The organism is Nocardioides panaciterrulae, from assembly GCF_013409645.1.
GTDB lineage: Bacteria > Actinomycetota > Actinomycetes > Propionibacteriales > Nocardioidaceae > Nocardioides > Nocardioides panaciterrulae.
This window is the reverse complement of record NZ_JACCBG010000001.1, coordinates 3,169,470-3,191,974: the sequence shown is the minus strand read 5'-3', so window position 1 is coordinate 3,191,974 and position 22,505 is coordinate 3,169,470. Positions and strand designations below refer to the sequence as shown.

At 70.5% G+C, this 22,505-nt stretch carries 19 protein-coding genes; 8 read left to right on the top strand and 11 right to left on the bottom strand.

All coding sequences use genetic code 11. The features are described from left to right. Nucleotides 1-21 precede the first annotated feature (21 nt). A complete protein-coding gene (locus BJZ21_RS15140; RefSeq protein ID WP_179664511.1) occupies nucleotides 22-1,422 on the bottom strand; it encodes an aspartate ammonia-lyase in 1,401 nt (466 codons plus the stop codon). A gap of 98 nt (nucleotides 1,423-1,520) precedes the next feature. On the opposite strand from BJZ21_RS15140, the gene BJZ21_RS21840 reads away from it, so the two are divergent. Then, entirely contained in the window at nucleotides 1,521-2,966 is a 1,446-nt protein-coding gene (locus tag BJZ21_RS21840) for an O-antigen ligase family protein (RefSeq protein ID WP_179664510.1), read from the top strand. Between the two features lie 57 nt (nucleotides 2,967-3,023). On the opposite strand, the gene BJZ21_RS15130 is transcribed toward BJZ21_RS21840, so the two are convergent. Further along, nucleotides 3,024-3,716, bottom strand: a complete 693-nt coding sequence (locus BJZ21_RS15130) for a spermidine synthase (RefSeq protein WP_179664509.1) — start codon at nucleotides 3,714-3,716, stop codon at nucleotides 3,024-3,026. Between the two features lie 90 nt (nucleotides 3,717-3,806). On the opposite strand from BJZ21_RS15130, the gene BJZ21_RS15125 reads away from it, so the two are divergent. The 5 genes from BJZ21_RS15125 to BJZ21_RS15105 all read left to right on the top strand — a co-directional run bounded on the left by BJZ21_RS15125 (nucleotide 3,807) and on the right by BJZ21_RS15105 (nucleotide 7,948). After that, nucleotides 3,807-4,043 carry a hypothetical protein gene (locus tag BJZ21_RS15125; protein WP_179664508.1) on the top strand — a complete coding sequence of 79 codons (237 nt, stop codon included), beginning with the start codon at nucleotides 3,807-3,809 and terminating at the stop codon, nucleotides 4,041-4,043. A 254-nt stretch (nucleotides 4,044-4,297) separates the two neighbouring features. Next, the gene (locus tag BJZ21_RS15120) at nucleotides 4,298-4,954 is read left to right on the top strand and encodes an ABC transporter permease subunit (RefSeq protein ID WP_179664507.1); all 657 of its coding nucleotides are present in this window, start codon (nucleotides 4,298-4,300) and stop codon (nucleotides 4,952-4,954) included. Then, entirely contained in the window at nucleotides 4,947-5,993 is a 1,047-nt protein-coding gene (locus tag BJZ21_RS15115; RefSeq protein WP_343052162.1) for an ABC transporter ATP-binding protein, read from the top strand. The genes BJZ21_RS15120 and BJZ21_RS15115 overlap by 8 nt, the downstream gene beginning before the upstream one ends. After that, complete coding sequence (locus BJZ21_RS15110) at nucleotides 5,990-6,865, top strand: ABC transporter permease (RefSeq protein WP_179664506.1); 876 nt, start codon at nucleotides 5,990-5,992, stop codon at nucleotides 6,863-6,865. The genes BJZ21_RS15115 and BJZ21_RS15110 overlap by 4 nt, the downstream gene beginning before the upstream one ends. Nucleotides 6,866-6,934: 69 nt before the next feature. After that, nucleotides 6,935-7,948, top strand: a complete 1,014-nt coding sequence (locus BJZ21_RS15105; RefSeq protein ID WP_179664505.1) for a glycine betaine ABC transporter substrate-binding protein — start codon at nucleotides 6,935-6,937, stop codon at nucleotides 7,946-7,948. Between the two features lie 86 nt (nucleotides 7,949-8,034). Here the strand turns inward: BJZ21_RS15105 and BJZ21_RS15100 are convergent, their stop codons facing one another. The 5 genes from BJZ21_RS15100 to BJZ21_RS15080 form a co-directional block, all read right to left on the bottom strand. After that, on the bottom strand, nucleotides 8,035-9,732 hold the full coding sequence (locus BJZ21_RS15100; protein ID WP_179664504.1) for a FumA C-terminus/TtdB family hydratase beta subunit: 1,698 nt from the start codon (nucleotides 9,730-9,732) through the stop codon (nucleotides 8,035-8,037). Nucleotides 9,733-9,871: 139 nt separating this feature from the next. Continuing rightward, nucleotides 9,872-11,998, bottom strand: coding sequence for an alpha-galactosidase (locus BJZ21_RS15095; RefSeq protein ID WP_179664503.1), 2,127 nt, complete (start codon nucleotides 11,996-11,998; stop codon nucleotides 9,872-9,874). A 136-nt stretch (nucleotides 11,999-12,134) separates the two neighbouring features. After that, nucleotides 12,135-13,079 (bottom strand): carbohydrate ABC transporter permease, encoded by a 945-nt coding sequence (locus BJZ21_RS15090; RefSeq protein ID WP_179664502.1) that lies wholly within the window; start codon nucleotides 13,077-13,079, stop codon nucleotides 12,135-12,137. After that, a complete protein-coding gene (locus BJZ21_RS15085; protein WP_179664501.1) occupies nucleotides 13,076-14,059 on the bottom strand; it encodes a carbohydrate ABC transporter permease in 984 nt (327 codons plus the stop codon). Before BJZ21_RS15085 ends, BJZ21_RS15090 begins: the two co-directional genes overlap by 4 nt. Nucleotides 14,060-14,193: 134 nt before the next feature. Next, nucleotides 14,194-15,486 (bottom strand): ABC transporter substrate-binding protein, encoded by a 1,293-nt coding sequence (locus tag BJZ21_RS15080; protein WP_179664500.1) that lies wholly within the window; start codon nucleotides 15,484-15,486, stop codon nucleotides 14,194-14,196. Between the two features lie 221 nt (nucleotides 15,487-15,707). Between BJZ21_RS15080 and BJZ21_RS15075 the strand changes: the two genes are divergently transcribed. Both BJZ21_RS15075 and BJZ21_RS15070 read left to right on the top strand, forming a co-directional pair. After that, nucleotides 15,708-16,760, top strand: a complete 1,053-nt coding sequence (locus BJZ21_RS15075; protein ID WP_179664499.1) for a LacI family DNA-binding transcriptional regulator — start codon at nucleotides 15,708-15,710, stop codon at nucleotides 16,758-16,760. A 122-nt stretch (nucleotides 16,761-16,882) separates the two neighbouring features. Then, nucleotides 16,883-17,965, top strand: coding sequence for an ABC transporter ATP-binding protein (locus BJZ21_RS15070; protein ID WP_179664498.1), 1,083 nt, complete (start codon nucleotides 16,883-16,885; stop codon nucleotides 17,963-17,965). A gap of 187 nt (nucleotides 17,966-18,152) precedes the next feature. On the opposite strand, the gene BJZ21_RS15065 is transcribed toward BJZ21_RS15070, so the two are convergent. The 4 genes from BJZ21_RS15065 to BJZ21_RS15050 are packed head-to-tail and all read right to left on the bottom strand — an operon-like array spanning nucleotide 18,153 to nucleotide 22,458. Continuing rightward, nucleotides 18,153-19,361, bottom strand: coding sequence for an ABC transporter ATP-binding protein (locus BJZ21_RS15065; protein ID WP_179664497.1), 1,209 nt, complete (start codon nucleotides 19,359-19,361; stop codon nucleotides 18,153-18,155). Between the two features lie 3 nt (nucleotides 19,362-19,364). Continuing rightward, nucleotides 19,365-20,195 (bottom strand): carbohydrate ABC transporter permease, encoded by an 831-nt coding sequence (locus tag BJZ21_RS15060; protein ID WP_179664496.1) that lies wholly within the window; start codon nucleotides 20,193-20,195, stop codon nucleotides 19,365-19,367. Then, entirely contained in the window at nucleotides 20,195-21,157 is a 963-nt protein-coding gene (locus tag BJZ21_RS15055) for a carbohydrate ABC transporter permease (protein ID WP_343052161.1), read from the bottom strand. Before BJZ21_RS15055 ends, BJZ21_RS15060 begins: the two co-directional genes overlap by 1 nt. Further along, on the bottom strand, nucleotides 21,154-22,458 hold the full coding sequence (locus tag BJZ21_RS15050; RefSeq protein ID WP_179664495.1) for an extracellular solute-binding protein: 1,305 nt from the start codon (nucleotides 22,456-22,458) through the stop codon (nucleotides 21,154-21,156). The genes BJZ21_RS15055 and BJZ21_RS15050 overlap by 4 nt, the downstream gene beginning before the upstream one ends. Between the last annotated feature and the right edge of the window lie 47 nt (nucleotides 22,459-22,505).

Below are 22,505 nucleotides of genomic sequence, written 5' to 3'. Positions count from 1 at the left end.
TCCCCGCACCGGCCCCGCGGGTCAGGGGTGGGTCATGCTCTCCAGGTCGAGCGCCTCGTCCAGCTGCTCCTCGGTGAGCTCGCCCCGCTCGACGAAGCCGAGCTTCAACACGGTGTCCCGGATGGTCGCGCCGTCGGCGAGGGCCTGCTTGGCGACCTTGGCGGCGTTCTCGTAGCCGAGGTACTTGTTCAACGGGGTGACCACCGAGGGCGAGGAGGCGGCGTACTGCCGCATCCGCTCGACGTCGGCGGTGATCCCGTCAACGCAGCGGCCGGCCAGCAGCACCGTCGACGTGGACAGCAGCCGGATCGACTCCAGCAGGTTGCGGGCGATGACCGGCATCGCGACGTTGAGCTCGAAGCTGCCGCTGGCACCGGCCACGGTGACAGCGGTGTCGTTGCCGATCACCTGCGCGCACACCATCAGCGTGGCCTCGGGCAGCACCGGGTTCACCTTGCCGGGCATGATGCTCGAGCCGGGCTGCAGGTCGGGCAGGTGGATCTCGGCGAGGCCCGTCGTCGGGCCGGAGGACATCCAGCGCAGGTCGTTGCAGATCTTGGTCAGGCCCACGGCGATCGTCTTGAGCACCCCGCTGAGCTCGACCAGCGAGTCGCGGGTGCCCTGCGCCTCGAAGTGGTCGCGGGCCTCGGTGAACGGCTGGCCGGTGGTCTCGGCGAGCACCTCGATCACCCGGGCGGAGAAGCCGGGCGGGGTGTTGATGCCGGTGCCGACCGCGGTGCCGCCCAGCGGCAGCTCCCGGACCCGGGGGAGCACGGCCTCGAGCCGCTCCCCGGCGTAGCGCACGGTCGCGGCGTAGCCGCCGAACTCCTGGCCGAGCATCACCGGGGTGGCGTCCATCAGGTGGGTCCGGCCGGACTTCACCAGGCCGCCGAACTCCTCGGCCTTGGCCGCCAGGCTGCGCTCGAGGGTCGCGAGCGCGGGGAGCAGGTCCTCGACGACGGCCAGCGAGGCCGCGACGTGGATCGAGGTGGGGAACGTGTCGTTGGAGGACTGGCTGGCGTTGACGTGGTCGTTGGGGTGCACCTCCACGCCGGCGCGGGCGGCGAGGCTGGCGAGCACCTCGTTCATGTTCATGTTGGAGCTGGTGCCCGACCCCGTCTGGAACACGTCGAGCGGGAAGTGGTCGTCGACCTCGCCGGCGCGCACCCGCTCGGCCGCCGCCGTGATGGCCTGGACCTTCTCGGCGTCGAGCACACCGAGCTCGCCGTTGACCCGGGCCGCGCTCGACTTCACCAGCGCGAGCGCCTGGAGGTGCCGCGGTTCGAGGGTGACGCCGCTGATCGGGAAGTTCTCCACCGCCCGCTGCGTCTGCGCCCGCCACAGGGCGTCGCGGGGGACGCGGACCTCGCCCATGGAGTCGTGCTCGGTGCGGAACTCGCCTTCGGTGTCTGTGCTGCTCACGTCTTCGACCGTACCCACGGGGCGCGTGGGCGACACGTGGCGTCGGTCGCGCGCCCCGCAGGGTCAAGTCGACGTCGGACGACGCCGATGCAACGGACGTGAGCGTCTCGACCACCGCAGCCCCCGGCGCCCCCGTCGCGGACCGCCCCCAGGGCGCCGCGCAGGACGCCCCGCAGGGGGCCACGCAGGGCCGGTCGCCGTGGGCCGGCGCCCGGGCCCGGTCGGTCTCCTGGCTGCCGGACGCCGCGGTGGTGGCGACGGTGGCGTGGTGGGCGACCTACCTGACCTGGGGCACCGGGGGGCGGGAGCCCCACGTGCTCTCGATCGGCTGCCTGCTGCTGGTGGCCGCGATCGTGACCGTGCGTCCCTGGCGGGTGCTTCCGCCGCTGGCGACCGTCCCGGCGCACGCGGTCGGGCTGGCTGCGCTGGCGGTCGTGCTGACCGCGCCGACGGGGTGGGCCGGCGGGGACGACGCGGCGTCGTACGCCTTCGCCGCCGAGCTCGGGCTGGTGCTGCTCGCCTGGGCTCGTACGCCGGGCCGCCGGCTGCTGCTGCTCACCGGGGTGCTGGGGGCCGCGGGCGCGCAGTTCGCGCTCGGGTGGCTGCCGTGGTGGGGGCGGCAGGACCCGATGAAGCTCTTCGAGGGCACCTTCTACTGGCACAACCAGGCCGGGATCTTCCTCGCCGCCGGCGCGGTGCTGGGCCTCGGCGCGATCGCGGCCGGGCGACCGGTCGCGCTGCTGGGCTGGACCGTGACCCCGCTGTGCGTGGCCGGAACGGTCTTCACGACCAGCCGCGGCTCCCAGATGGCGCTGGCGCTCGCGGTGGTGCTGCTGCTGGTCCTGCTGCGCCGCCGCCACCTGCACGTGCTCGGCGGCCTGGCGCTCGCGTGGGGCGTCACGGTGGCGCTGAGCGGGCCCCCGTTCTTCACCGAGCGGATCGCCCCCACCGCGGCGACGCAGGCCCGCGCGGCCAGCCTGGTGGGCAACGGCGTGCAGCGGATCGAGGACTGGCGCCGGGCGTTCCGGATCTTCGAGCACTGGCCGTTCTCCGGGGCGGGGTTCAACTCCTTCGCCAGCGCCACCGACGTCGCGACCACGCGGCACGACCGGGTCGGGACCGCGTTCGCCCACAACGGCTACCTGCAGGCCGCGGCCGACGGCGGCCTGGTGCTGATCGTGCCGCTGGTGGTGCTGCTCGCGCTGGTGTTGCTGGCCGCGCTGCGTGGCCTGCCCGGCGCCGTGCGCTCGCGGGACGCCGTACGCCTGGGCGCCCTGTGCACGCTGGTGGCGCTGCTGCTGCACAGCGGCATGGACTTCGACTGGGGCTACCCCGCGCTGCTGGCGATGCTGGCGCCGGTGGCCGTGCTCGCGCTGCCACCCGCCGTCGCCCCCGCGACGCCGTCCACCTCGGCCGCTCGGCGGGCCCCGTCCTGGGTGGGGCCCTGGGTGGGGCCGGCGCTGGCGGTGCTGGGGATCGGGCTGCTCGTCCTCGGCGCGGTCGCCGGCTGGGGCGGCGGGCTCGACCTGAACGCGCCGGTCTGACGGCTGCGCCCCGGCGACTCGGTGGGGCTCGGCCGGGCCCGGTGGGCCCGGTGGGGCTCAGTCGGCGGCAGCCAGCCGGCCGAGGTAGAGCCAGTACTGCTCGTCACGGTCCTGCAGGAGCACGTCGTACGGCCGGGCCTCGGCGTCGCCGAACACCTCGCGCACGGCGTCCTCGAGCTCGGGGGCGGGGTTCGCCGACCACACCACCAGCACGCCGCCGGGACGCAGCGCGCGCCGGGCGCTGGTGAGGAACGGCGCGCGGTAGAGCGCGGCGTTCTCCTCATGCACCAAGTAGCCGGGGCCGTTGTCGACGTCGAGCAGCAGCAGGTCGTACGACGCGGGCCGGGCCTCGGCCAGCGCGACCGCGATGTCGGCGACCACGACCGTGACCCGCTCGTCGGCCAGCAGGGCCGGCCCGTGGGGGATCGTGCCGCTGCGCATCCAGGCGACCAGCTCCTCCTCGATCTCGACGACCGTGCACCGCTCGACCCGGCTGTCGCGCAGCACCTCGTGCATCGTGAACCCGAGGCCGAGTCCCGCGACGACCACGGCGCGCGGCTCCTCGACCAGCTCCAGCGCCGCGGTGGCCAGCGCCTGCTCGGTGCTGGTCTCGAGGGTGTCCATGACGAAGACGCCGTTCGCGCGCAGCTCGAGCACGCTCGGTGCCCCCTCGTCGCGGCGCTCGCGCAGCACCAGCTCGCCGCGCTCGGACTCGGCGCGCGCGACCTCGACGTACCGGACGCTCTCCATGCTCCCATCCTCCCGGCCCCTCGTGTCGTCCTGCGAATCGTGGTCGGGGGACCGCGGTTCGTAGGAGCTCTCGGGGGGTAGGACGGGGGTATGAGCGAGTCGAATCACCACCAGGACCGGCCCGACGACCAGGAGGGACAGGTCTCCGAGGTCGCCTCGCTGGACCCCGCCGAGGCGGACACCCCGATCTCCGACGACCAGGCCGTCGCCGGCTACCCCGACAGCGAGAGCGGCCACCCGCAGGAGGGCGAGTCGGGCCCCAACGCCATCCCCGCCGACAACGTCCGCGACGTCGAGGGCGAGGCGACCCCCGGCAACGAGAAGTGAGCAGTCTGCAGCTGACCCCCTGAGCTGCGCGGGAGCCCGATCCCCTCCGGTCCAGACCGTTACCGAACCGTGTCATGGCCACTGTTTTCGCAGGTCAGGCACCGATTGGCGGCTCCGGGGCCCCGACGCGAGGTCCCGAAGTTCCGGTACGGTGACCGGGCCGTCTCGCGATCCGGGTGGGCCCGGTACGCCTGCCCACCCCGTCGCAGCGGCGTCGTTCCACCGACCTGACCCGACCAGTTGAGGGGTGCACCGTGACCGGCCCACCGTTCTCGGAATGGCTGTCGCAGAACTCGCAGGAGATCATCCTGCGCGTCCAGCAGCACTTCTTCTTGTCCATCTACTGCGTGGCCATCGCGACCGTGGTCGGCCTGCTCGTCGCCCTCGCGACCTACCGCTTCGCCTGGGTGGCCAACCTGTCCATCGGCACGGTCGCGATCGCGTTCACCATCCCGTCGGTCGCCCTCTTCGGCTTCGTCTACTCGCTGACCGGCGACCCGCTGCTCACCTTCATCCCCGTGGTGTCCATGTACGGGTTGCTCCCGGTGACCCGCAACGCCATCGTGGGGCTGCAATCGGCCGACCCCAGCGTGATCGACGCGGCCAGGGGCATGGGCGTCGGCTGGTTCCGGATGCTCTGGCAGATCCGCTTCCCTATCGCGTGGCCGGTGATCCTGGCGGGCATGCGGGTCTCGGCGCAGCTGACCGTCGGCATCGTCGCGATCGGCGCGTTCATCGGCGACTACGGCCTGGGCCGGCTCGCCTTCAACGCGCTGAACAACCTCGGCTCGGTCAACGACGTCAACCAGGCGCTGGCCTGCACGATCTTCGTCGCCCTGGTCGCCCTGGTGTTCGACGCCTTCTTCGTCCTCGTCCGGCGCTTCACGACCCCGAGAGGCATCCGTGTCTGACCTGTCATCGACCGCCACCGCCGAGCCGCGTGAGTCCGGCACCTTCGGCGTCCCCATCTCGCTGAAGAAGCTGACCAAGCGCTACTCGGGCACCCGGACCCCGGCCGTGGACGCCATCGACCTCGAGATCCCGGCCGGTGAGATCGTCGTGCTGGTGGGTCCCTCCGGCTGCGGCAAGACCACGACCATGCGGATGATCAACCGGATGATCACGCCGACCTCCGGTGCCGTCGAGATCGACGGCAAGGACGTCGCGTCGCTCAACGACACCACGCTGCGGCGCCAGATCGGCTACGTCATCCAACAGGTCGGGCTGATCCCGCACCTGACCATCGCCAGCAACGTCGCGCTGGTCCCCAAGCTGCTGAAGTGGGACAAGTCCCGGATCGCCCGGCGGGTGGACGAGATGCTCTCCACCGTCGGGCTGGACCCGGAGGTCTACCGCAACCGGTACCCGCGCCAGCTCTCCGGCGGCCAGCAGCAGCGCGTCGGTGTCGCCCGCGCCCTCGCGGCCGACCCGCCTCTCATGCTGATGGACGAGCCGTTCGGCGCGGTGGACCCGATCACCCGCGGCCACCTGCAGGATGAGTTCTTGAACCTGCAGAAGACGCTGAGGAAGACCATCGTCTTCGTCACCCACGACTTCGACGAGGCGCTCAAGCTCGGCGACCGGATCGCCGTGCTCCGCGAGGGCTCACGCATCGCCCAGTACGACACGCCCGAGAACATCCTGGCCGCGCCGGCCGACGACTTCGTCGCCGGCTTCATCGGCGAGGGCGCGGCGCTCAAGCGGCTGCAGTTCGAGGAGGTCGCGACGCTGCCGTACGAGCACGGGACCGGCACGCCGCCCGACGTGACCGTGGACCCGCACGACAGCCTGCACCAGGCCCTGGACCTGATGGTGGGCAGGGGACTGGACGAGGTGGCCGTCGCCGAGGACGGTGAGGCGGTCGGGACGATCTCGGTCTCCTCGATCCTCGACCGGGTCACCGCCGAGGCGGACGACCACGAGGAGGAACCGCGGGAGGGCCGGGCATGAGCACCTCCGTCGAGAGCTCCGGGGCCGCCAGGGAGCGGGACACCGCGCCGCCCGGCGGCGAGGTCGGCACTCCGCCCCCCGGGAGCCCCGGTGGCACCGGGCGGGGAGCCGACACCGCCCGCCGCCGCCGGCCGGCCGCGCCCGGGCCGCCGGTGCTCTCCCTGCGGGACCTGCTGCTGCCGGTCGGCGTGGCGGTGACGCTGGTCGTCCTCTACTCCTACGTCCGGGGCCAGGACCTCGACCGGATCGAGACCAACCTCCTCCGGCCCTCGGCGCTGCTCGACCAGACGTGGGGGCACATCTACATCTCGGTCACCATTGCCGTGCTCGTCGTCGCCATCGCGGTGCCGCTCGGGGTGCTGGTGACGCGCGAGCGGACCAGCGCCAGCGCGCCGGTGGTGCTGGCGCTGGCCAACATCGGCCAGGCCGCGCCCAGCCTGGGGCTGATCGCGCTGATCGGCACCTGGAAGATCGGCTTCTGGGCGGTGGTGCTCGTCCTGACCGGCTACGCGATCCTCTCGGTGCTGCGCAACACCATCGCGGGGCTGCAGGGCGTGGACCGTGGCGTTCTCGACGCAGCCAAGGGGATGGGCATGTCCCCGGCGGCCGTCCTGCTCAAGGTGGAGCTGCCGCTGGCGGTGCCGATCATCGGGGCGGGAGCACGGACCGCCCTGATCCTGGCCGTGGCGACGGTCCCGCTCGGCTCGTTCCTCGACGCCGGGGGCCTGGGCCTGAGCCTGTTCGGCGCGATCAAGACCGACCGGCCGGTGGCCACCCTCACCATCGCCGTGATCATCGCCTGCCTGGCGCTCGTCCTGGACTGGCTGGCCGGCATCCTGCAGCGGCTGGCCACCCCGCGCGGCATCCGCTGACCTGGTGCCGTCGCCCCTACACCGAACCGTCCGAATCACGCCGAACTGGTATCCACGAAGGGACACCGCATGACCCACCCACACCCCGCCCACCGACCGCTGCGTCGAGGCGCCGCCGCCCTCGGGGCCTCGGTGCTCGCCCTCTCGCTCGGGGCGTGCGGGCTCTCCAAGGACGCCTCCAGCGCCGGCTCGGACCTCGGCAGCGACTGCGGCGGACTGAAGGCCACCGACAAGATCACCACGAAGATCGACGGGACCCCGGTGACGGTCGGCTCCAAGGACTTCGACGAGCAGCTCGTCCTCGGTGCGCTCACCACGCAGTACCTCTGCCTGGCGGGTGCCGACGCGACCGCCGACCTGAACACGCAGGGCAGCACCCAGGCCCGCGACAAGGTGATCCGCGGCGACAACGACGTCATGTGGGAGTACACCGGCACCGGCTGGATCAACTACCTCGGCCACGACACGCCGATCTTCGACCCGCAGGAGCAGTACGACAAGGTCAAGGCGGAGGACGCGAAGAAGAACGGCGTGTACTGGGGCCCGCTCGCGCCCTTCAACAACACCTACGCCTTCGCGGTACCCGAGGCCTTCGGCCAGAAGAACCACCTCACCACCGACTCGGACATGGCGGCCTACCTCAAGCAGCACCCCGACGCGACAGTATGCGTGGAGTCGGAGTTCGCCAGCCGTCCGGACGGCTACCCCGGGTTCAAGAAGGCCTACGGGATCTCGTCCGGCGACGTCAAGAGCCTCGGCACCGGCGTGATCTACACGCAGACCGGCAAGGGCACCTGCGACTTCGGCGAGATCTTCACCACCGACGGGCGGATCAAGGCCAACCACCTGAGCGTGCTCGAGGACGACAAGCAGTTCTTCCCGCTCTACAACGGCGTGCCGATCACCCGGGTGGACTTCAACGACAAGCACCCGGAGGTCATGAAGGCGCTCCAGCCGCTGGCCGACGCGCTCACCACCGAGGTGATGCAGAAGCTGAACACCGAGAAGTCGGCCCAGGGCATCAGCGAGTCCCAGGTGGCGCACGACTACCTCGTCGAGGCCGGGTTCGCGACCGAGGCCTGATCCGGCTCGCGACGTACGACCTAGGACGTCGCCCCGTCCCCGCGGGGGCGGGGCGACGTCGTACGTCGGGGGCGGTGGTGCGGCCGCTACTGCGCCGAACGCACCCGGATCCCGGAGACGGGGACGGTGACGGCGCCGGAGGGGTCGGTGAAGAAGTCGTTGCCCTTGTCGTCGACGACGATGAACGCGGGGAAGTCCTCGACCTCGATCTTCCAGACCGCCTCCATGCCGAGCTCCTCGTACTCCAGCACCGAGACCGACTTGATGCAGTCCTGGGCGAGGCGGGCGGCGGGCCCACCGATCGAGCCGAGGTAGAAGCCGCCGTGGGCGGCGCAGGCGTCGGTGACCGCCTTGGAGCGGTTGCCCTTGGCCAGCATCACCATCGAGCCGCCGGCCGCCTGGAACTGCTCGACGTAGGAGTCCATCCGGCCCGCGGTGGTGGGTCCGAAGGAGCCGGAGGCATAACCGGTCGGCGTCTTCGCCGGGCCGGCGTAGTAGACGGGGTGGTCGCGCAGGTACTGCGGCATCTCCTCGCCGGCGTCGAGCCGCTCCTTGATCTTCGCGTGCGCGATGTCGCGGGCCACGACCAGCGGGCCGGTGAGCGAGAGCCGCGTCTTGACCGGGTAGTTCGAGAGCTCGGCGAGGATCTCGGCCATCGGCCGGTTCAGGTCCACCTCGACCACGTCGGCCTCGTCGGCGGGCTGGGTCGCGCCGGTGGCGGGGAGGTACTTCGCCGGGTCGGTCTCGAGCTGCTCCAGGAAGACCCCGTCGGCGGTGATCTTGCCGAGCGCCTGCCGGTCGGCCGAGCAGGACACCGCGATCGCGACCGGGCAGGAGGCGCCGTGCCGGGGGAGCCGGACCACCCGCACGTCGTGGCAGAAGTACTTGCCGCCGAACTGCGCGCCGATCCCGAAGGACTGGGTCAGCTTGAAGACCTCCTCCTCCAGCTCGACGTCCCGGAAGCCGTGCGCGCTCATCGAGCCCGACGTCGGCAGGTTGTCGAGGTAGTGCGCGGAGGCGTACTTCGCGGTCTTCAGCGCGAACTCCGCCGACGTGCCGCCGATCACGACCGCGAGGTGGTACGGCGGGCAGGCGGCCGTCCCGAGCGAGCGGATCTTCTCGTCGAGGAAGCTCAGCAGTCGCGACGGGTTGAGGATCGCCTTGGTCTCCTGGAACAGGAACGACTTGTTCGCCGAGCCGCCGCCCTTGGCCATGAACAGGAACTTGTACTCCGGCCGGCCCGAGCTCTGCGGCGTGGAGTAGATCTCGATCTGGGCCGGCAGGTTCGTGCCGGTGTTCTTCTCGTCGTAGGTCGTCAGCGGCGCGAGCTGGCTGTAGCGCAGGTTCAGCTTGGTGTACGCGTCGTACACGCCCCGCGAGATCGCCTCGCCGTCGTCGCTGCCGGTCAGGACGCCCTCGGACTTCTTGCCCATCACGATCGCGGTGCCGGTGTCCTGGCACATCGGCAGCACGCCACCCGCGGAGATGTTGACGTTCTTGAGCAGGTCGAGCGCGACGAACCGGTCGTTGCCCGACGCCTCGGGGTCGTCGATGATCCGGCGCAGCTGCGCGAGGTGCGCCGGGCGCAGGTAGTGGGCGATGTCGTGCATCGCCTCCGCGGTCAGCCGCTGGATCGCCTCGGGCGCGACCCGCAGGAACGTCTGCCCGTCCGCCTCGAAGGTCGAGACGCCCTCGGCGGTGACCAGCCGGTACGGCGTGTCGTCGGCCCCGGTCGGCAGGAGGTCGGAGTAGCGGAACTCGGGACTCGAAGCTGCGGTGCTCACGAGCCGTCAGGATAGTCCGCCCCGACCGCGCCCGGCTCGGGAGGCCGTCTCGCGGTCGCCCCGGCCGCCCCGGTGGCGGTGAGCTGTCCACCGGTCGCGTCCGGGAAAGGGTGGCTGAACCACCGCCGGCGGCGGGAGATCACGCGCGCGTCAGCCGCACCAGCGTCACGGTCTCGGGCCGCCGCCGCGGCAGCCAGAACCCCCGGTCGGCCAGCACCCGGCCGGCGACCGCGACCCCGTCGGTGGGCCCGTCGGGCGGCAGCGGCGCGGACATGCTCACGTGGGTCAGCTCGACCGGGCCCTCCCACGCCAGGTGGTACGTCGCGTCCGGGTCCAGCCCCGGGACCCGCACCGCCACTCCGCGGTTGTGCGCGGACTCCTCGAGCTGCACGTGCGCCATCAGCGCCTCCGACCGGTCCGCGGCGACCACGCCGTGCAGCAGCACCGCCGGGTCGGCGGACTCCGGGCGCACCACCCGGCCCGAGTGCAGCAGCGGGCGCAGCCGCTTGAACCGGGCCACCCAGTCGGCGAGCCGGTCGAGGTCGTCCTCGCCGGCCCGGGTCAGGTCCCACTCGATGCCGAAGGCGCCGAAGAGCGCGGTCGCGGCCCGGAAGTCCAGCGGGAGCGTGCGCCCGGTCGTGTGCGAGGTGGGGGAGGAGACGTGCGCGCCGACGTACTCCGGCGCCAGCAGCTGGGTGGTCCACCGCTGGATCTGCTGGCGGGCCAGCGCGTCGGTCATGTCCGAGGTCCACACCCGCTGCACCCGCTCGAGCACGCCGAGGTCGATCCGTCCGCCGCCGGACGCGCAGGACTCCCAGGCGACCCGGGGGTGCCGGGCCCGCAGCTCGTCGAGCAGCCGGTAGAACGCGGTCGTCTGCTCGTGCACCGCCGGGGCCCCGCCGCGCGGGCCGCTGCCGGCCTCCAGGAGGTCGCGGTTGTGGTCCCACTTCACGTAGCCGATCGGATGGGCGGACAGCACGGCGTCCACCCGCTCCAGCAGGTGGTCGAAGACCTCCGGCCGGGTCAGGTCGAGCACCAGCTGGTGCCGGTGCAGCAGCGGCACCCGGTCGCCGGTGGCGAGCACCCAGTCGGGGTGCGCGCGGTAGAGGTCGGAGTCGGGGTTGACCATCTCCGGCTCGAACCACAGGCCGAACTCCATGCCGAGCCCGCGCACCCGGTCGATCAGCGGGTCCAGGCCGTCCGGCCAGACCTCCTCGTCGACCCACCAGTCGCCGAGCCCGGCGGTGTCGTCGCGCCGCCCGCGGAACCAGCCGTCGTCGAGCACGAACCGCTCCACGCCCACCCGCGCCGCCCGCTCGGCGATGCCGTGCAGCCGCTCGAGGTCGTGGTCGAAGTAGACCGCCTCCCACACGTTGAGCACCACGGGCTGGTGCTCCGGGTGGGCCGGCAGCGCACGCTGCCAGGCGTGCCAGACGGCGGCGAGCCCGTCGAGCCCGTCGTCGGCCGCCGCGAAGCACACCCACGGGGTCGTGTACGCCTCGCCGGTCGCCAGCGCCACCTCGCCGGGCTGCAGCAGCTCGCCGCCGCCCAGGGTGGTGGCGGTGGCGGCGTCCCGCTCGACCCGGAGCACCGAGTTGCCGCTCCACGCGACGTGGGCGGCGACCACCGCCCCCGCTGTGGGGGAGAAGCCGGGCGTGCCGAGCACCAGCATCGTCGCGGCGTCCAGGCCGGGTCGGCCGGCGCGGCTCTCGCGCAGCCACAGCCCGTCGGTGACGGTACGCCGCTGCGGGGTCCGCTCGCGCTCGTGCCGGCCGGTGAAGTCCAGGCTCTCGACGCACCGGTCGTCGACCGGCAGCACCACCTCGAGGCCCTCGAGCAGGTAGCGGCCGGCCCCCGTGTTGGTCAGGGTGTGCCGGACCCGCAGCGCGCCGCCCGGGACGCTCTCCAGCTCGGTGACCAGCCCCAGCCCGGCCTGCCGGTCGTGGGCCGCGATCCGCAGCGCGGTGCCGTGGTCACCGACCTCGGCCACGTCCTCGAGCACGAAGCGGGTCGACCAGCCGCGCCCGGTCGAGCCGTCCTCGCCGAGCCGGTGGCCGCGCAGGTGTGGGCGCGTGAACAGCCCGTGCGCGTGCTCGCCGAGCAGCGGCATCCCGGGGCCGTAGGGCACCCGGGGCAGGCCGGTGGTGCTCGCCGCGCCGGGCACGAGCCCGGTCCAGAGCACGACCGGGAGCCCGTCGCCGGCGGTGTCGAGCTCGAGCGCGAGGCGAGGGTGCGGGCCCGGGGCGGTCCCGAGGGGGAAGAGCATGCGGAGGTCTCCAGGGAAGGTGGCGGGAGGGCCGGACGCGCGGCCCGGCGTACGAGTGCCCGGACAGGAAGCCTGTCCGGGCACTCGGGCTACTGGCGGGCACTCGGGGGCGCTCGGGCGGAACGAGCGGTCGGGCTCAGCCCTTCACGGCGCCCGCGGTGAGGCCGCGGACGAAGAACCGCTGCAGCGCCAGGAACACCAGGATCGGGACGATCATGGTGAAGAAGCCACCGGCGGTGGTGAGCTCCCAGCCCTGGCCGAGCTGCTGCTTGAGGTGGGTCAGGCCGACGGTCACCGGCTCGTTCTCACCGGGGCCGATGAAGACCAGCGCGACCAGCAGGTCGTTCCACACCCACAGGAACTGGAAGATCGCGAACGCGGCGACGGCCGGGATCGACATCGGCAGCACCAGCCTCCAGAACGTCTGGAAGTGGCTGGCGCCGTCGATCTTGGCCGACTCGATGACGGTCTTGGGCAGCGTGGCCATGTAGTTGCGCAGGATGTAGATCGCCAACGACATGCCGAACCCGATGTGGGCCAGCCACACCGACGGGAAGGTGCCGCCCATGCCGAGGTCGCGGTAGAGCTTGAGCATCGGCACGAACGCCACGTAGTTCGGCACGACGAGCAGGCTCACGATCAGCAGGAACAGGAAGTCCCGGCCCGGGAAGTCCATGAACGTGAACGCGTACGCCGCGAAGCAGGCGATCAGCAGCGGGATGAACGTCGCCGGCAGCGTGATCGCGAGGCTGTTCACGAACGCCCGGCCCATGTCGACGTTCTCGCCGAAGATCGCCTTGTCGTAGTTGTCCAGCGTCAGGTTCGAGATGGTCGAGGGGTGGGTGAAGATCGTCCACCAGCCGGTGCTGTTGGCGGCGTCGCGGGTGCGGAAGGACGTCACGAAGGTGCCGAAGAGCGGGACCATCCAGGCCACGCAGAGCACGATCAGCACCGTCTTGGTCAGCCATCCCGCCTTGGCGGGGTTCGCGTCGAAGTGGGTCGCCGCCCGCTTGGGCCGGGCGGTGCGCTCCCCGGCGGTGGGGGTCGCAGCGACCTCGTGGGCCGTGGTGCTGCTGGTCATGCCGCTGCCTCCTCCGCCTTGAAGTGGCGCACCTGGTAGATCATGATCGGGATCACCGCGACCATCAGGACGACCACGATCGCCGACGCCGAGCCGTAGTTGAAGTTCGTGTTGAGCTGGTTCCAGAACTCGTTGCCGAGCACGTTGGTGTTGAAGCCACCGTTGGTCATCACGTAGACGATGTCGAAGATCTTCATCACGGTGATGGTCACGGTGATGAAGACCGTGATGATCGTGCCCTTGATCTGGGGCACCACCACCCGGAAGAAGATCTGCCGCTCACCCGCGCCGTCGATGCGGGCGGCCTCGATCGTGTCCACCGGGACCCCCTTGACGGCCGCGGAGAGCAGCACCATCGAGAAGCCGACCTGGGCCCACAGCAGCACCACCATCAGCAGCAGGCTGTTCAGGTGCAGCGTGCTGGTCTGCAGCCAGGCGACCGGGTCGAACCCGAACATCCCGATGAAGGCGTTCATCAGGCCGATCTGCCCGGTGCCCTTGGGCTGGGCGTCGTAGACGAACCGCCAGATCGTCGCCGCGCCGATCATCGAGATCGCCATCGGCAGGAAGATGATCGTCTTGGTGAGCTTCTCGCTGCGGGGGCTGAGCCGGTCGGCCAGCACCGCGACCAGCAGGCCGAGGGCCACCGTCACCGCGGGGACGATGACGATCCACAGCAGCGTGTTGAGCAGCGTCTGCCGGAAGGCGGCGGAGGCGAACAGGTCGGAGTAGTTCTGGGTGCCGACCCACTCCCGCGAGAACCGGTCCTTGAAGCTGTTGATGACCGTCAGGATCGTCGGGTAGATCAGGTAGACGGCGATCGCGAGATAGGCCGGCAGGATGTAGAAGTACGGCTTGACCCGGCTCTCCCACTTGGCCGGGAGCAGCTCGGCGATCTTGTTGAGCACCCAGTAGACGAGCAGTGCGGCACCGACTCCCAGGAGCACGGTGAGCAGGGCGCTCAGTGTCTTGGCAAGCATGCGGTCCTCCCTCTCTGGCCGCCGTCGACGGCGGACCTCCCAGCGGGTCGGGGCGCCGGGGGCCCGGGCGGTGCGTTGGCGCGGTGTGCTCCAGCTGGCGCCCGGACCCCGGCGTACGACGACCTGTCACTTCGTCAGGACGACGGCCAGCTGTCGTCGATGTTCTTCAGCGCGGTCTCGAGGTCCTCCTGACCGCTGATCCAGGCGGTCATCTGCTTCCAGAACGAGCCCGCGCCGACCTCGCCCGGCATCGCGTCGGAGCCGTCGAAGAGGAACGAGGTCGCGTTGTAGGCCACGTTCGCGATGTTGCGCGTCACGTCGTTCGGGTACAGGGACATGTCGAAGTCCTTGTGCGGCGAGATGAACGAGCTGGTCGGCGCGGCGTCCTTGCCGATGTCGGTCTGGGCGAGGGCCTTCATGACGGTCTTCACGTTGTCGGAGTCGTTGAGCATCGTGGCCATGTCGCCGCCACCCTCGACCGGGTTCTCGCCCCCGGCCGTGGCCGGCGGGAAGCCGAAGACGCCGACGTTCTGGTCGAGGTTCTTGGTCACGTCCTTGGGGAAGAAGCCCGTGATGAACGAGCCCTGGTTGTACATCCAGCACTTCGGCGGGCTGGCGAACATCGGGTTCCCGGCGGTGCCGAAGTTGGTCGACGCGATCGCCGAGCGGCCTCCGAGCACGTTGCCGTCGGTGAACATCAGCTTCTCGAACTCCGCGCCGGCCTGCTTGACCACGTCGGAGTCGAACGGCGTGTCGTGGGCGACCCAGGAGTTGTAGGTGTCGGCCCCGCCGTACTTCATGACCAGGGTCTCGAACCAGTCGGTGGCTGGCCAGCCGGTCGCGGTGTCGGACTCGATGCCCATGCACCACGGCGTCTTGCCGTCGGACCGGATCTGGTCGGTCAGCGCGTTGAGCTGGTCGATGGTCTCCGGCGTCTTGTAGCCGGCCTGGTCCCACTCGGGCTTGTTGTAGAACACCAGGCCCTTGACGTTCATGCTCACCAGCAGGCCGTAGAGCTTGCCGTCCACGGTGCCGGCGTCGAGGGTGCCCGGGATCATGCTCTGCTCGAGCGAGCTCTTGTCGACCACGTCGTCCAGGGGCTTGGCAGCGTCGAGGCTGACCATGTCCTTCACGACGCCAGGCTGCGGGATGAACGCGATGTCCGGGGTGTCACCCGCCTGGATCTTGGTCATGATCAGCTGGTTGATGTTCTCGACCTTCTGCCACTTGATGGTGATGCCGTCGGGCTTCACCTTCGCCTGCAGGGTCTTCTCGAGACCGTCCTGGACGGGCTGGTCGACGCTGCTCCAGATCGTGACGGTCTTGCTGTCGCTGGAGGAGCCACTGCTGCCTCCGCACGCGGTCAGGGACAGGGACGCGGCAGCGGCGACCGCCAGCAGGGCGGCGCCGTGACGTCGAAATCGCATTCGTTCTCCTCGTTGTCGGCGACCAAGTCGCTGTTGACTCGGGGGGCGTGCGCCGTACTACTGTGACTCACACCACTGCTGAATCGAATCAGCAGGATCATGGTCGCCGGGACCGGTCAGTGTCAAGCAACGATTTCGTCACTACGGCCTCCCTGGTGCGGAAGTCCCCGCATCATCCGGGTCGTGCGGCCGGGCCGTGCCAGGGAAGGAGTGGGGTGGGCATGAGGTCACACAAGGTCACGCTCAGCGACGTCGCCCGGCGCGCCGGGGTCTCGTCCACGACGGCGTCGTACATCCTCAACGGCCGCTCCGCGCAGATGCGGATCTCGCCCGAGACCGAGCAGCGGGTCCGGGCCGCGGTCGCCGCGCTCGGCTACCGGCCCAACCGCAGCGCGCGCAACCTGCGCAAGGCGACCACCGAGACCATCGGGCTGATCTCCGACTTCGTGGCGGGCGGGCAGTTCGCGAGCCAGATGCTCACCGGGGCGAGCGCGGCCGCGCGTGCCGCCGACCACCTGCTGCTCATCGGCGAGACCGGAGGTGACGCCGAGGTCGAGCGGCTGCTGGTCGAGGAGATGATCGACCGCCAGGTCGACGGGCTCGTCTACGCCAAGGTCGTGACCTCCCAGATCGCCGTGCCCGCGGCACTAGCCGGCCAGCGCCGGGTGGTCCTGCTCAACTGCGTGGACCCGGCCTCCCCGACCCCCGCGGTGCTGCCCGACGAGACCATGGGCGGGCGGGCGGCCGCGCGTGCCGTCCTCGACGCGGGCGTCGCCGGAGACATCTGGCTGGTCGGGCAGGACCCCGACCCGCACGCGACCGCCGGCCCCCAGCGGCTAGCCGGCGTGCGCGAGGAGCTCGCCGGTTCCGGACACCCCCTGGCCGGCGTCCTGCCCTGTGACTGGTCGGTCCAGGAGTCCTTCCGGGCGGTGTCGAGCTGGCTCGACCTCGGCGGCCGGCCCGGCGCGCTGGTCTGCCTCAACGACCGGATCGGCATGGGCGCCTACCAGGCGCTCGAGGCCCACGGGCTGGTCGTGCCGCGAGATGTCGTCGTGGTCTCCTTCGACGGGTCCGCACTGGCCGGTTGGCTGCGGCCGCGGCTGGCCTCGGTCGCGATCCCGTACGCCGAGCTCGGCGCGCTCGCCGTCCGCACGGTGCTGGACCCCGAGGGTCCCGGCGTCGGGGTGCGCTTGGTCCCGATGGCGCTGCAGGCGGGGGAGTCCGCCCCGCCGGTCGGCCGGCGCCCGCTGGCCGGCGCGGGGGCGGGCGCCTGACCCGGCGGCGGGACGGGTGTGGTCGGACGGGCGTGGCCGGAGCGAGCGGCGTCGACTACTGTGACTGCCGTCACTTCACTACGGATCGTCCGGCACGTACCTGCCGGTGAAGGAGTTCAGTCATGGCCACAGTCACCTTCGAGAAGGCCCAGCGCTGGTATCCCGGGGCAGACGTCCCCGCGGTGCCCGGCATCGACCTAGAGATCCGCGACGGCGAGTTCATGGTGCTCGTCGGCCCCTCCGGGTGCGGCAAGTCCACGACGCTGCGGATGCTCGCCGGCCTCGAAGAGGTCAACGAGGGCAAGATCTTCATCGGCGACCGCGACATCACGCACATCCCGCCGAAGGATCGCGACATCGCGATGGTGTTCCAGAACTACGCGCTCTACCCGCACATGAGCGTGGCCGACAACATGGCGTTCGCGCTGAAGATGGCCAAGGTCCCCGCCGACGAGCGGCAGAAGCGCGTCGAGGAGGCCGCCCGGCTGCTCGGGCTCACCGACTACCTCGCCCGCAAGCCCAAGGCCCTCTCCGGCGGCCAGCGCCAGCGGGTCGCGATGGGCCGCGCGATCGTGCGGAACCCGCAGGTGTTCTGCATGGACGAGCCGCTCTCGAACCTCGACGCGAAGATGCGCGTGCAGACCCGCACCGACATCGCCAAGCTCCAGTCCGACCTCGGCGTCACCACCGTCTACGTCACCCACGACCAGGTCGAGGCGATGACGATGGGCGACCGCGTCGCGGTCATGAAGGACGGCTACCTCCAGCAGGTCGACAGCCCGCTGAACCTCTACGACCGGCCGGTCAACCTCTTCGTCGCCGGGTTCATCGGCTCCCCGCAGATGAACCTGATCGAGGCCAAGGCCGCCGACGGCCAGGCGAAGATCGGCGAGTACCTCGTCCCGGTCGACGGTGGGGCGTCGCACAAGATGCGCGGCAACATCACCGTCGGCGTCCGGCCCGAGGCCTGGCGGGTCGTGCCCGAGAGCGAGGGCGGCCTGCCGGTGAAGGTGACCGTGGTCGAGGAGCTCGGCGCCGACGCGTTCGTCTACGGCACCAGCGGCGTCGCGGGCACCCCCGCGAACATCATCGTGCGGGTCAGCCAGCGCGACTCGGTGCGCAAGGGCGACGTCATCCACGTGACCACCGACCCGCGGTCGGTCCACGTCTTCGACACCGAGTCGGGCGAGCGCCTCTCCGACTGACCCCCTCCCCGCCCGCGCGTTGAGTTGGGCCCAACCCCGTGTTGAGTTGGGCCTCGCGCCGGGTTGAGTTGGGCCTCGCGCCGGGTTGAGTTGGGCCTCGCGCCGGGTTGAGTTGGGCCTCGCCACGGAGCGATCCGTGTCGAGGCCCGGCTCAACTCGGCCGGGCTCGCACTTGAGCTCGAGGAGCTCAACCCGGCGCGGCCTCGACCTCCATGGCCGGGATCCGGCCGGCATGCTGCGGGTCGACGGTGAGGTTCTCTCCGGTCGCGGGGTCGAAGAGGTGGATCTTCGAGATGTCCATCCAGATCTCGGCCTCGTCGCCCTCCGCGATCCGGCTGCTGCCGTCGAGGGCAACCACCAGCTGCGTGTGCAGCGCCTCGCTGTCGAGGTCCCGGGCGAGCTCGGCGAGCTCCGCACGCATCTCCGGCGGAGCCTCGAACGGGATGTAGGCGAACGCCTCGTTGCCGAGCCACTCCACGACGTCGACCGTGGCCCGGAAGGTGCTGCCGGACCCCAGGTCCCGCTTCACCCCGGCGTCCTCGAAGTGCTCGGGCCGGATCCCCGCGATGAGGAGACCCTTCCCGGTCGCCTTCGCCGTCTTCTCCGGCGGCAGCTCCACGGTGCCGAACGGCAGCTGCACCGAGGTCCCGTCGACCTGGGCGGGCAGGAAGTTCATCGGCGGTGAACCGATGAAGCCGGCGACGAAGAGGTTGCCGGGGTTGGTGTAGAGCTCCCGCGGCGTGGCCAGCTGCTGCAGGAGGCCGCGCTTGAGCACGGCGACCCGGTCGCCGAGCGTCATGGCCTCGGTCTGGTCGTGGGTCACGTAGACCGTGGTGATGCCGAGGCGCTTCTGGAGACGCGAGATCTCCGTGCGCATCTGCCCGCGCAGCTTGGCGTCGAGATTCGAGAGCGGCTCGTCGAAGAGGAAGGCGTCGGCTTGGCGCACGATCGCCCGGCCCATCGCCACCCGCTGCCGCTGGCCGCCGGAGAGGTTGCCGGGCTTGCGTTGGAGGTGCTCGTCGAGCTCCAGCAGCCGGCTCGCCTCGTGGACCTTGTCGTCGATCTCGCTCTCCGAGAGCTTGCGGGCCAGGCGCAGCGGGAACGCGATGTTCTCGTAGACCGACAGGTGCGGGTAGAGCGCGTAGTTCTGGAAGACCATGGCGAGGTTGCGGTCACGGGGGGCCAGGTCGTTGACGCGCTTGCCGTCGATCAGCATGTCGCCGGACGTGATGTCTTCCAGGCCCACGATCATCCGCAGCAGCGTGGACTTACCGCAACCGGACGGCCCGACCAGGATCATGAACTCGCCGTCCGCCACATCGATGCTGATGTCGTTCACGGCGGGGAAGCCGTCGCCGTACTGCTTGACGATGTTCTTCATGTGGATGGCAGCCATGGCTCAACCCTTCACTGCGCCGGAGGTGAGGCCGGCAACGATGCGTCGCTGGAACAGCAGGACGATGACGATGACCGGGATGGTGACGAGCACCGAGGCCGTGGCCAGCTGGCCATACGGCGGGTTGAACGGGTCGGGGCCGACGAAGAACGACAGTTGCGCCGGGACGGTCCGCGAGGCTGTCGTCGACGTGAGTGAGATCGCGAGCACGAACTCGTTCCAGGCGAAGAAGAAGGTCAGGATCGCCGCGGTGAACACCCCGGGGGCGGCCAGCGGCACGATCACCTTACGGAACGCCTGCCAGGACGTGGCGCCGTCGACCTGGGCGGCCTGCTCCATCTCCCACGGGATCTCGCGGAAGAACGCCGAGAGCGTCCAGATCGCCAGCGGGAGCGTGAACGACATGTACGGGATGATCAGCCCCGGCCAGGTGTTGAAGAGGTGCAGCGTGCGCCACAGGTCGAACAGCGGCCCGACCAGTGCGACCACCGGGAACATCGCGATCGCCAGCGCCAGCGAGAGCACCAGGCGCTTGCCCCGGAACTCCAGCCGGGCGATGGCGTAGGCCGCCAGGGTCGCGAAGATCACCGACAGCAGGGTGGAGATCAGCGCGATGCCGAAGGAGTTGCGCAGCGCGGCGGTGAAGTCGGGGTTGTCGATGATGTCCTTGTAGTTCTGCCAGGTCGGGTCCTTCGGCAGGAACTGCGGGCTGCCCACGCCGGTCTCCTCCACCGACTTGAACGACAGCGAGATGATCCAGGCCACCGGCAGCAGGCACCACACCATGATCAGCGCGAAGCCGACCCACGTCCCGACGGCGTTCCTGTTGCGCATCACGCCTCCCCTCGGGCCTGGGCGAGGTCCACTCGGAACAGCTTGACGATCAGCCAGGCCAGGATCAGCACGGTCAGGAAGAGCAGGACGGACAACGCCGACCCGAGCCCCAGCTGGAGCTGCTCGATGACCTGGCGGTAGGTCAGGAACGACGACGACTCGGTGTTCTGCGCGCCCTTGGTCATCACGTAGATGTTGTCGAAGATCCGGAACGCGTCGAGCCCCCGGAACAGCACCGCCACCATGATCGCCGCGCGCATGTTCGGCAGGATCACCTTCCACAGGCGCTGCCACCACGTGGCGCCGTCGACCTTGGCCGCCTCGACCATGTCCTCCGAGACTTGCGAGAGGCCGGCGAGCAGCAGGAGCGACATGAACGGCGTGGTCTTCCAGATCTCCGAGACCATGATCGCGAACATGGCGGGCCAGTGGGAGCCGAACCAGTTGGTGTCCGCCGAGATCCACGGCAGCCAGCCGAACCAGCTGTTCACGAACCCGTTGTTGATGCTGAACGCGAACTGCCAGGAGAACGCCGAGACCACGGTGATGATGCCGTAGGGGATCAAGATGGCGGTCCGGATCCCGCCTCGGGCGAAGACCACCCGGTGCATCACCATGGCGAAGGCGAAGCCGATCACCAGCTCGACGGCCACGGTGACGACCATGATGACCACGGTGTTGAAGGTGTCGTGCCAGAAGAGCGGATCCTTCAGGATCGTCCAGTAGTTGCTGAACCAGATGAACGCCCGGTCGTTCGGCGTGGTCAGGCGGTAGCGGAACAGCGAGAGGTAGAGCGCCTGCAGCATCGGCCAGGCCGTGACCAGCAGCATGACCACGACCGCCGGCGCGACGAGCTTCTGTCCGAGCCGGTTCTCGGCGGTCGAGCGATCGCTGCGGCGCTGGCGTCCGGTGGTCGAGCGCGGGACCTCGGGCTGGGCCGCGGTGGCGGTTGCGGCGCTCACAGCAGCCTCCTTCCGTGCAGGACGTCCTCGATGAAGGTCGTGGAGCTCTGCGGCGTTTGGGGGCTGACGCCCGACGGCGGGTGCCAGGTGCTCAGCAGGGAGCCGGAGATGTCGCTCCAGTAGGGCGTGACCGTCCGCGGGGCCGCCGCGTCCAGGCTCTTCTGGAACAGCGTCATGACCGGAGCCGGGTAGATCTTCTTCAGCGGGGCGTAGTCATAGCCGGCCGCGCTCGCGGGCATGTTGCCGGTGAGCTCGGCGTTCACGCCCTGGTTGTCGGGCTTGGTGATGCACTCGGCGGCGGCCATCGCCTCGTCGACGTGGTTGGAGTAGGTGCTCACGCCGATGTTGATCCCGCCGTACGGCGGCCGAGCCTGCTCGCCCTGCACCGTCTCGGGGTACATCGCGTAGCCGAGGTCCTTCTTGACCTCGGGCTGCGCCTCGTCGTAGTTGGTCCAGATGAACGTCCAGTTCACCATGAAGGCGCCGCTGGAGGACCCGAACGTCGCCGCCGCCGTGCCCTCGTTGGACACCGACAGGTCCGACGGCGCGGCGCTGGAGGAGGCCAGCTCGTGCACGATGGCGGCGGCCTTCTCGCCCGCGGGGGAGCTGACGTCGATCGAGGCGTTCACCCCGGCCTGGGTGTCGCTGGCGATGTCTCCGCCGGCTCCGGCGATCAGCGCGTTGATCCAGACGACGTAGCCCTCGTACTTGTTGGCCTGCACCGCGACTGTGCCGCCGTTGTCGCCGGCGGCCTTGATGATCTGGTCCCAGGTGACCGGCCTGCTCATGTCGAGGCCGGCCTTCTGCGCGAACGACTTGCGGTACCAGAGCACCTGGGTGTTGGACCAGAACGGCGCGGCGACCAACTGACCCTTCCAGGTCGCCGAGGCGGTGGCGCCGGCGAACGACTGCTGCGTGAGCGTCGACTGGAAGTCCTGGGGGAGCGGGGCCAGGTAACCGGCGTCGGCCAGCTCGGCGGTGTACGGCGGGTCGATGCTCATCAGGTCGATGCCGGAGTCCTGGGCGGCGAGCCGGCGGGCGAGCTGGATCCGCTGCTGACCGGCGTCCTGGGGCAGCACCTGGGTGGTGATCGTGTACTGGTCGGTGCTGCAGTTCTCGGCGACCTTGGCCTGGCCGCCGGCGTCGGGGTTGGTGTACCAGACCAGCTCGGCCTTGCCCGACCCGCTCCCCGAGCAGGCGGTGAGCACGGCGGCGCCGATCGCAAGCAGGGCGGCCGCGGCGAGCAATTGCCGCCGACGTTCCGGTCGGCGCCGGAGCAGACTCCGTGGTGGCTGCTTCATGGGCGCCTCCCCTGTGTCCTACCTCACGTCCTACGCCGGGGAGGGGT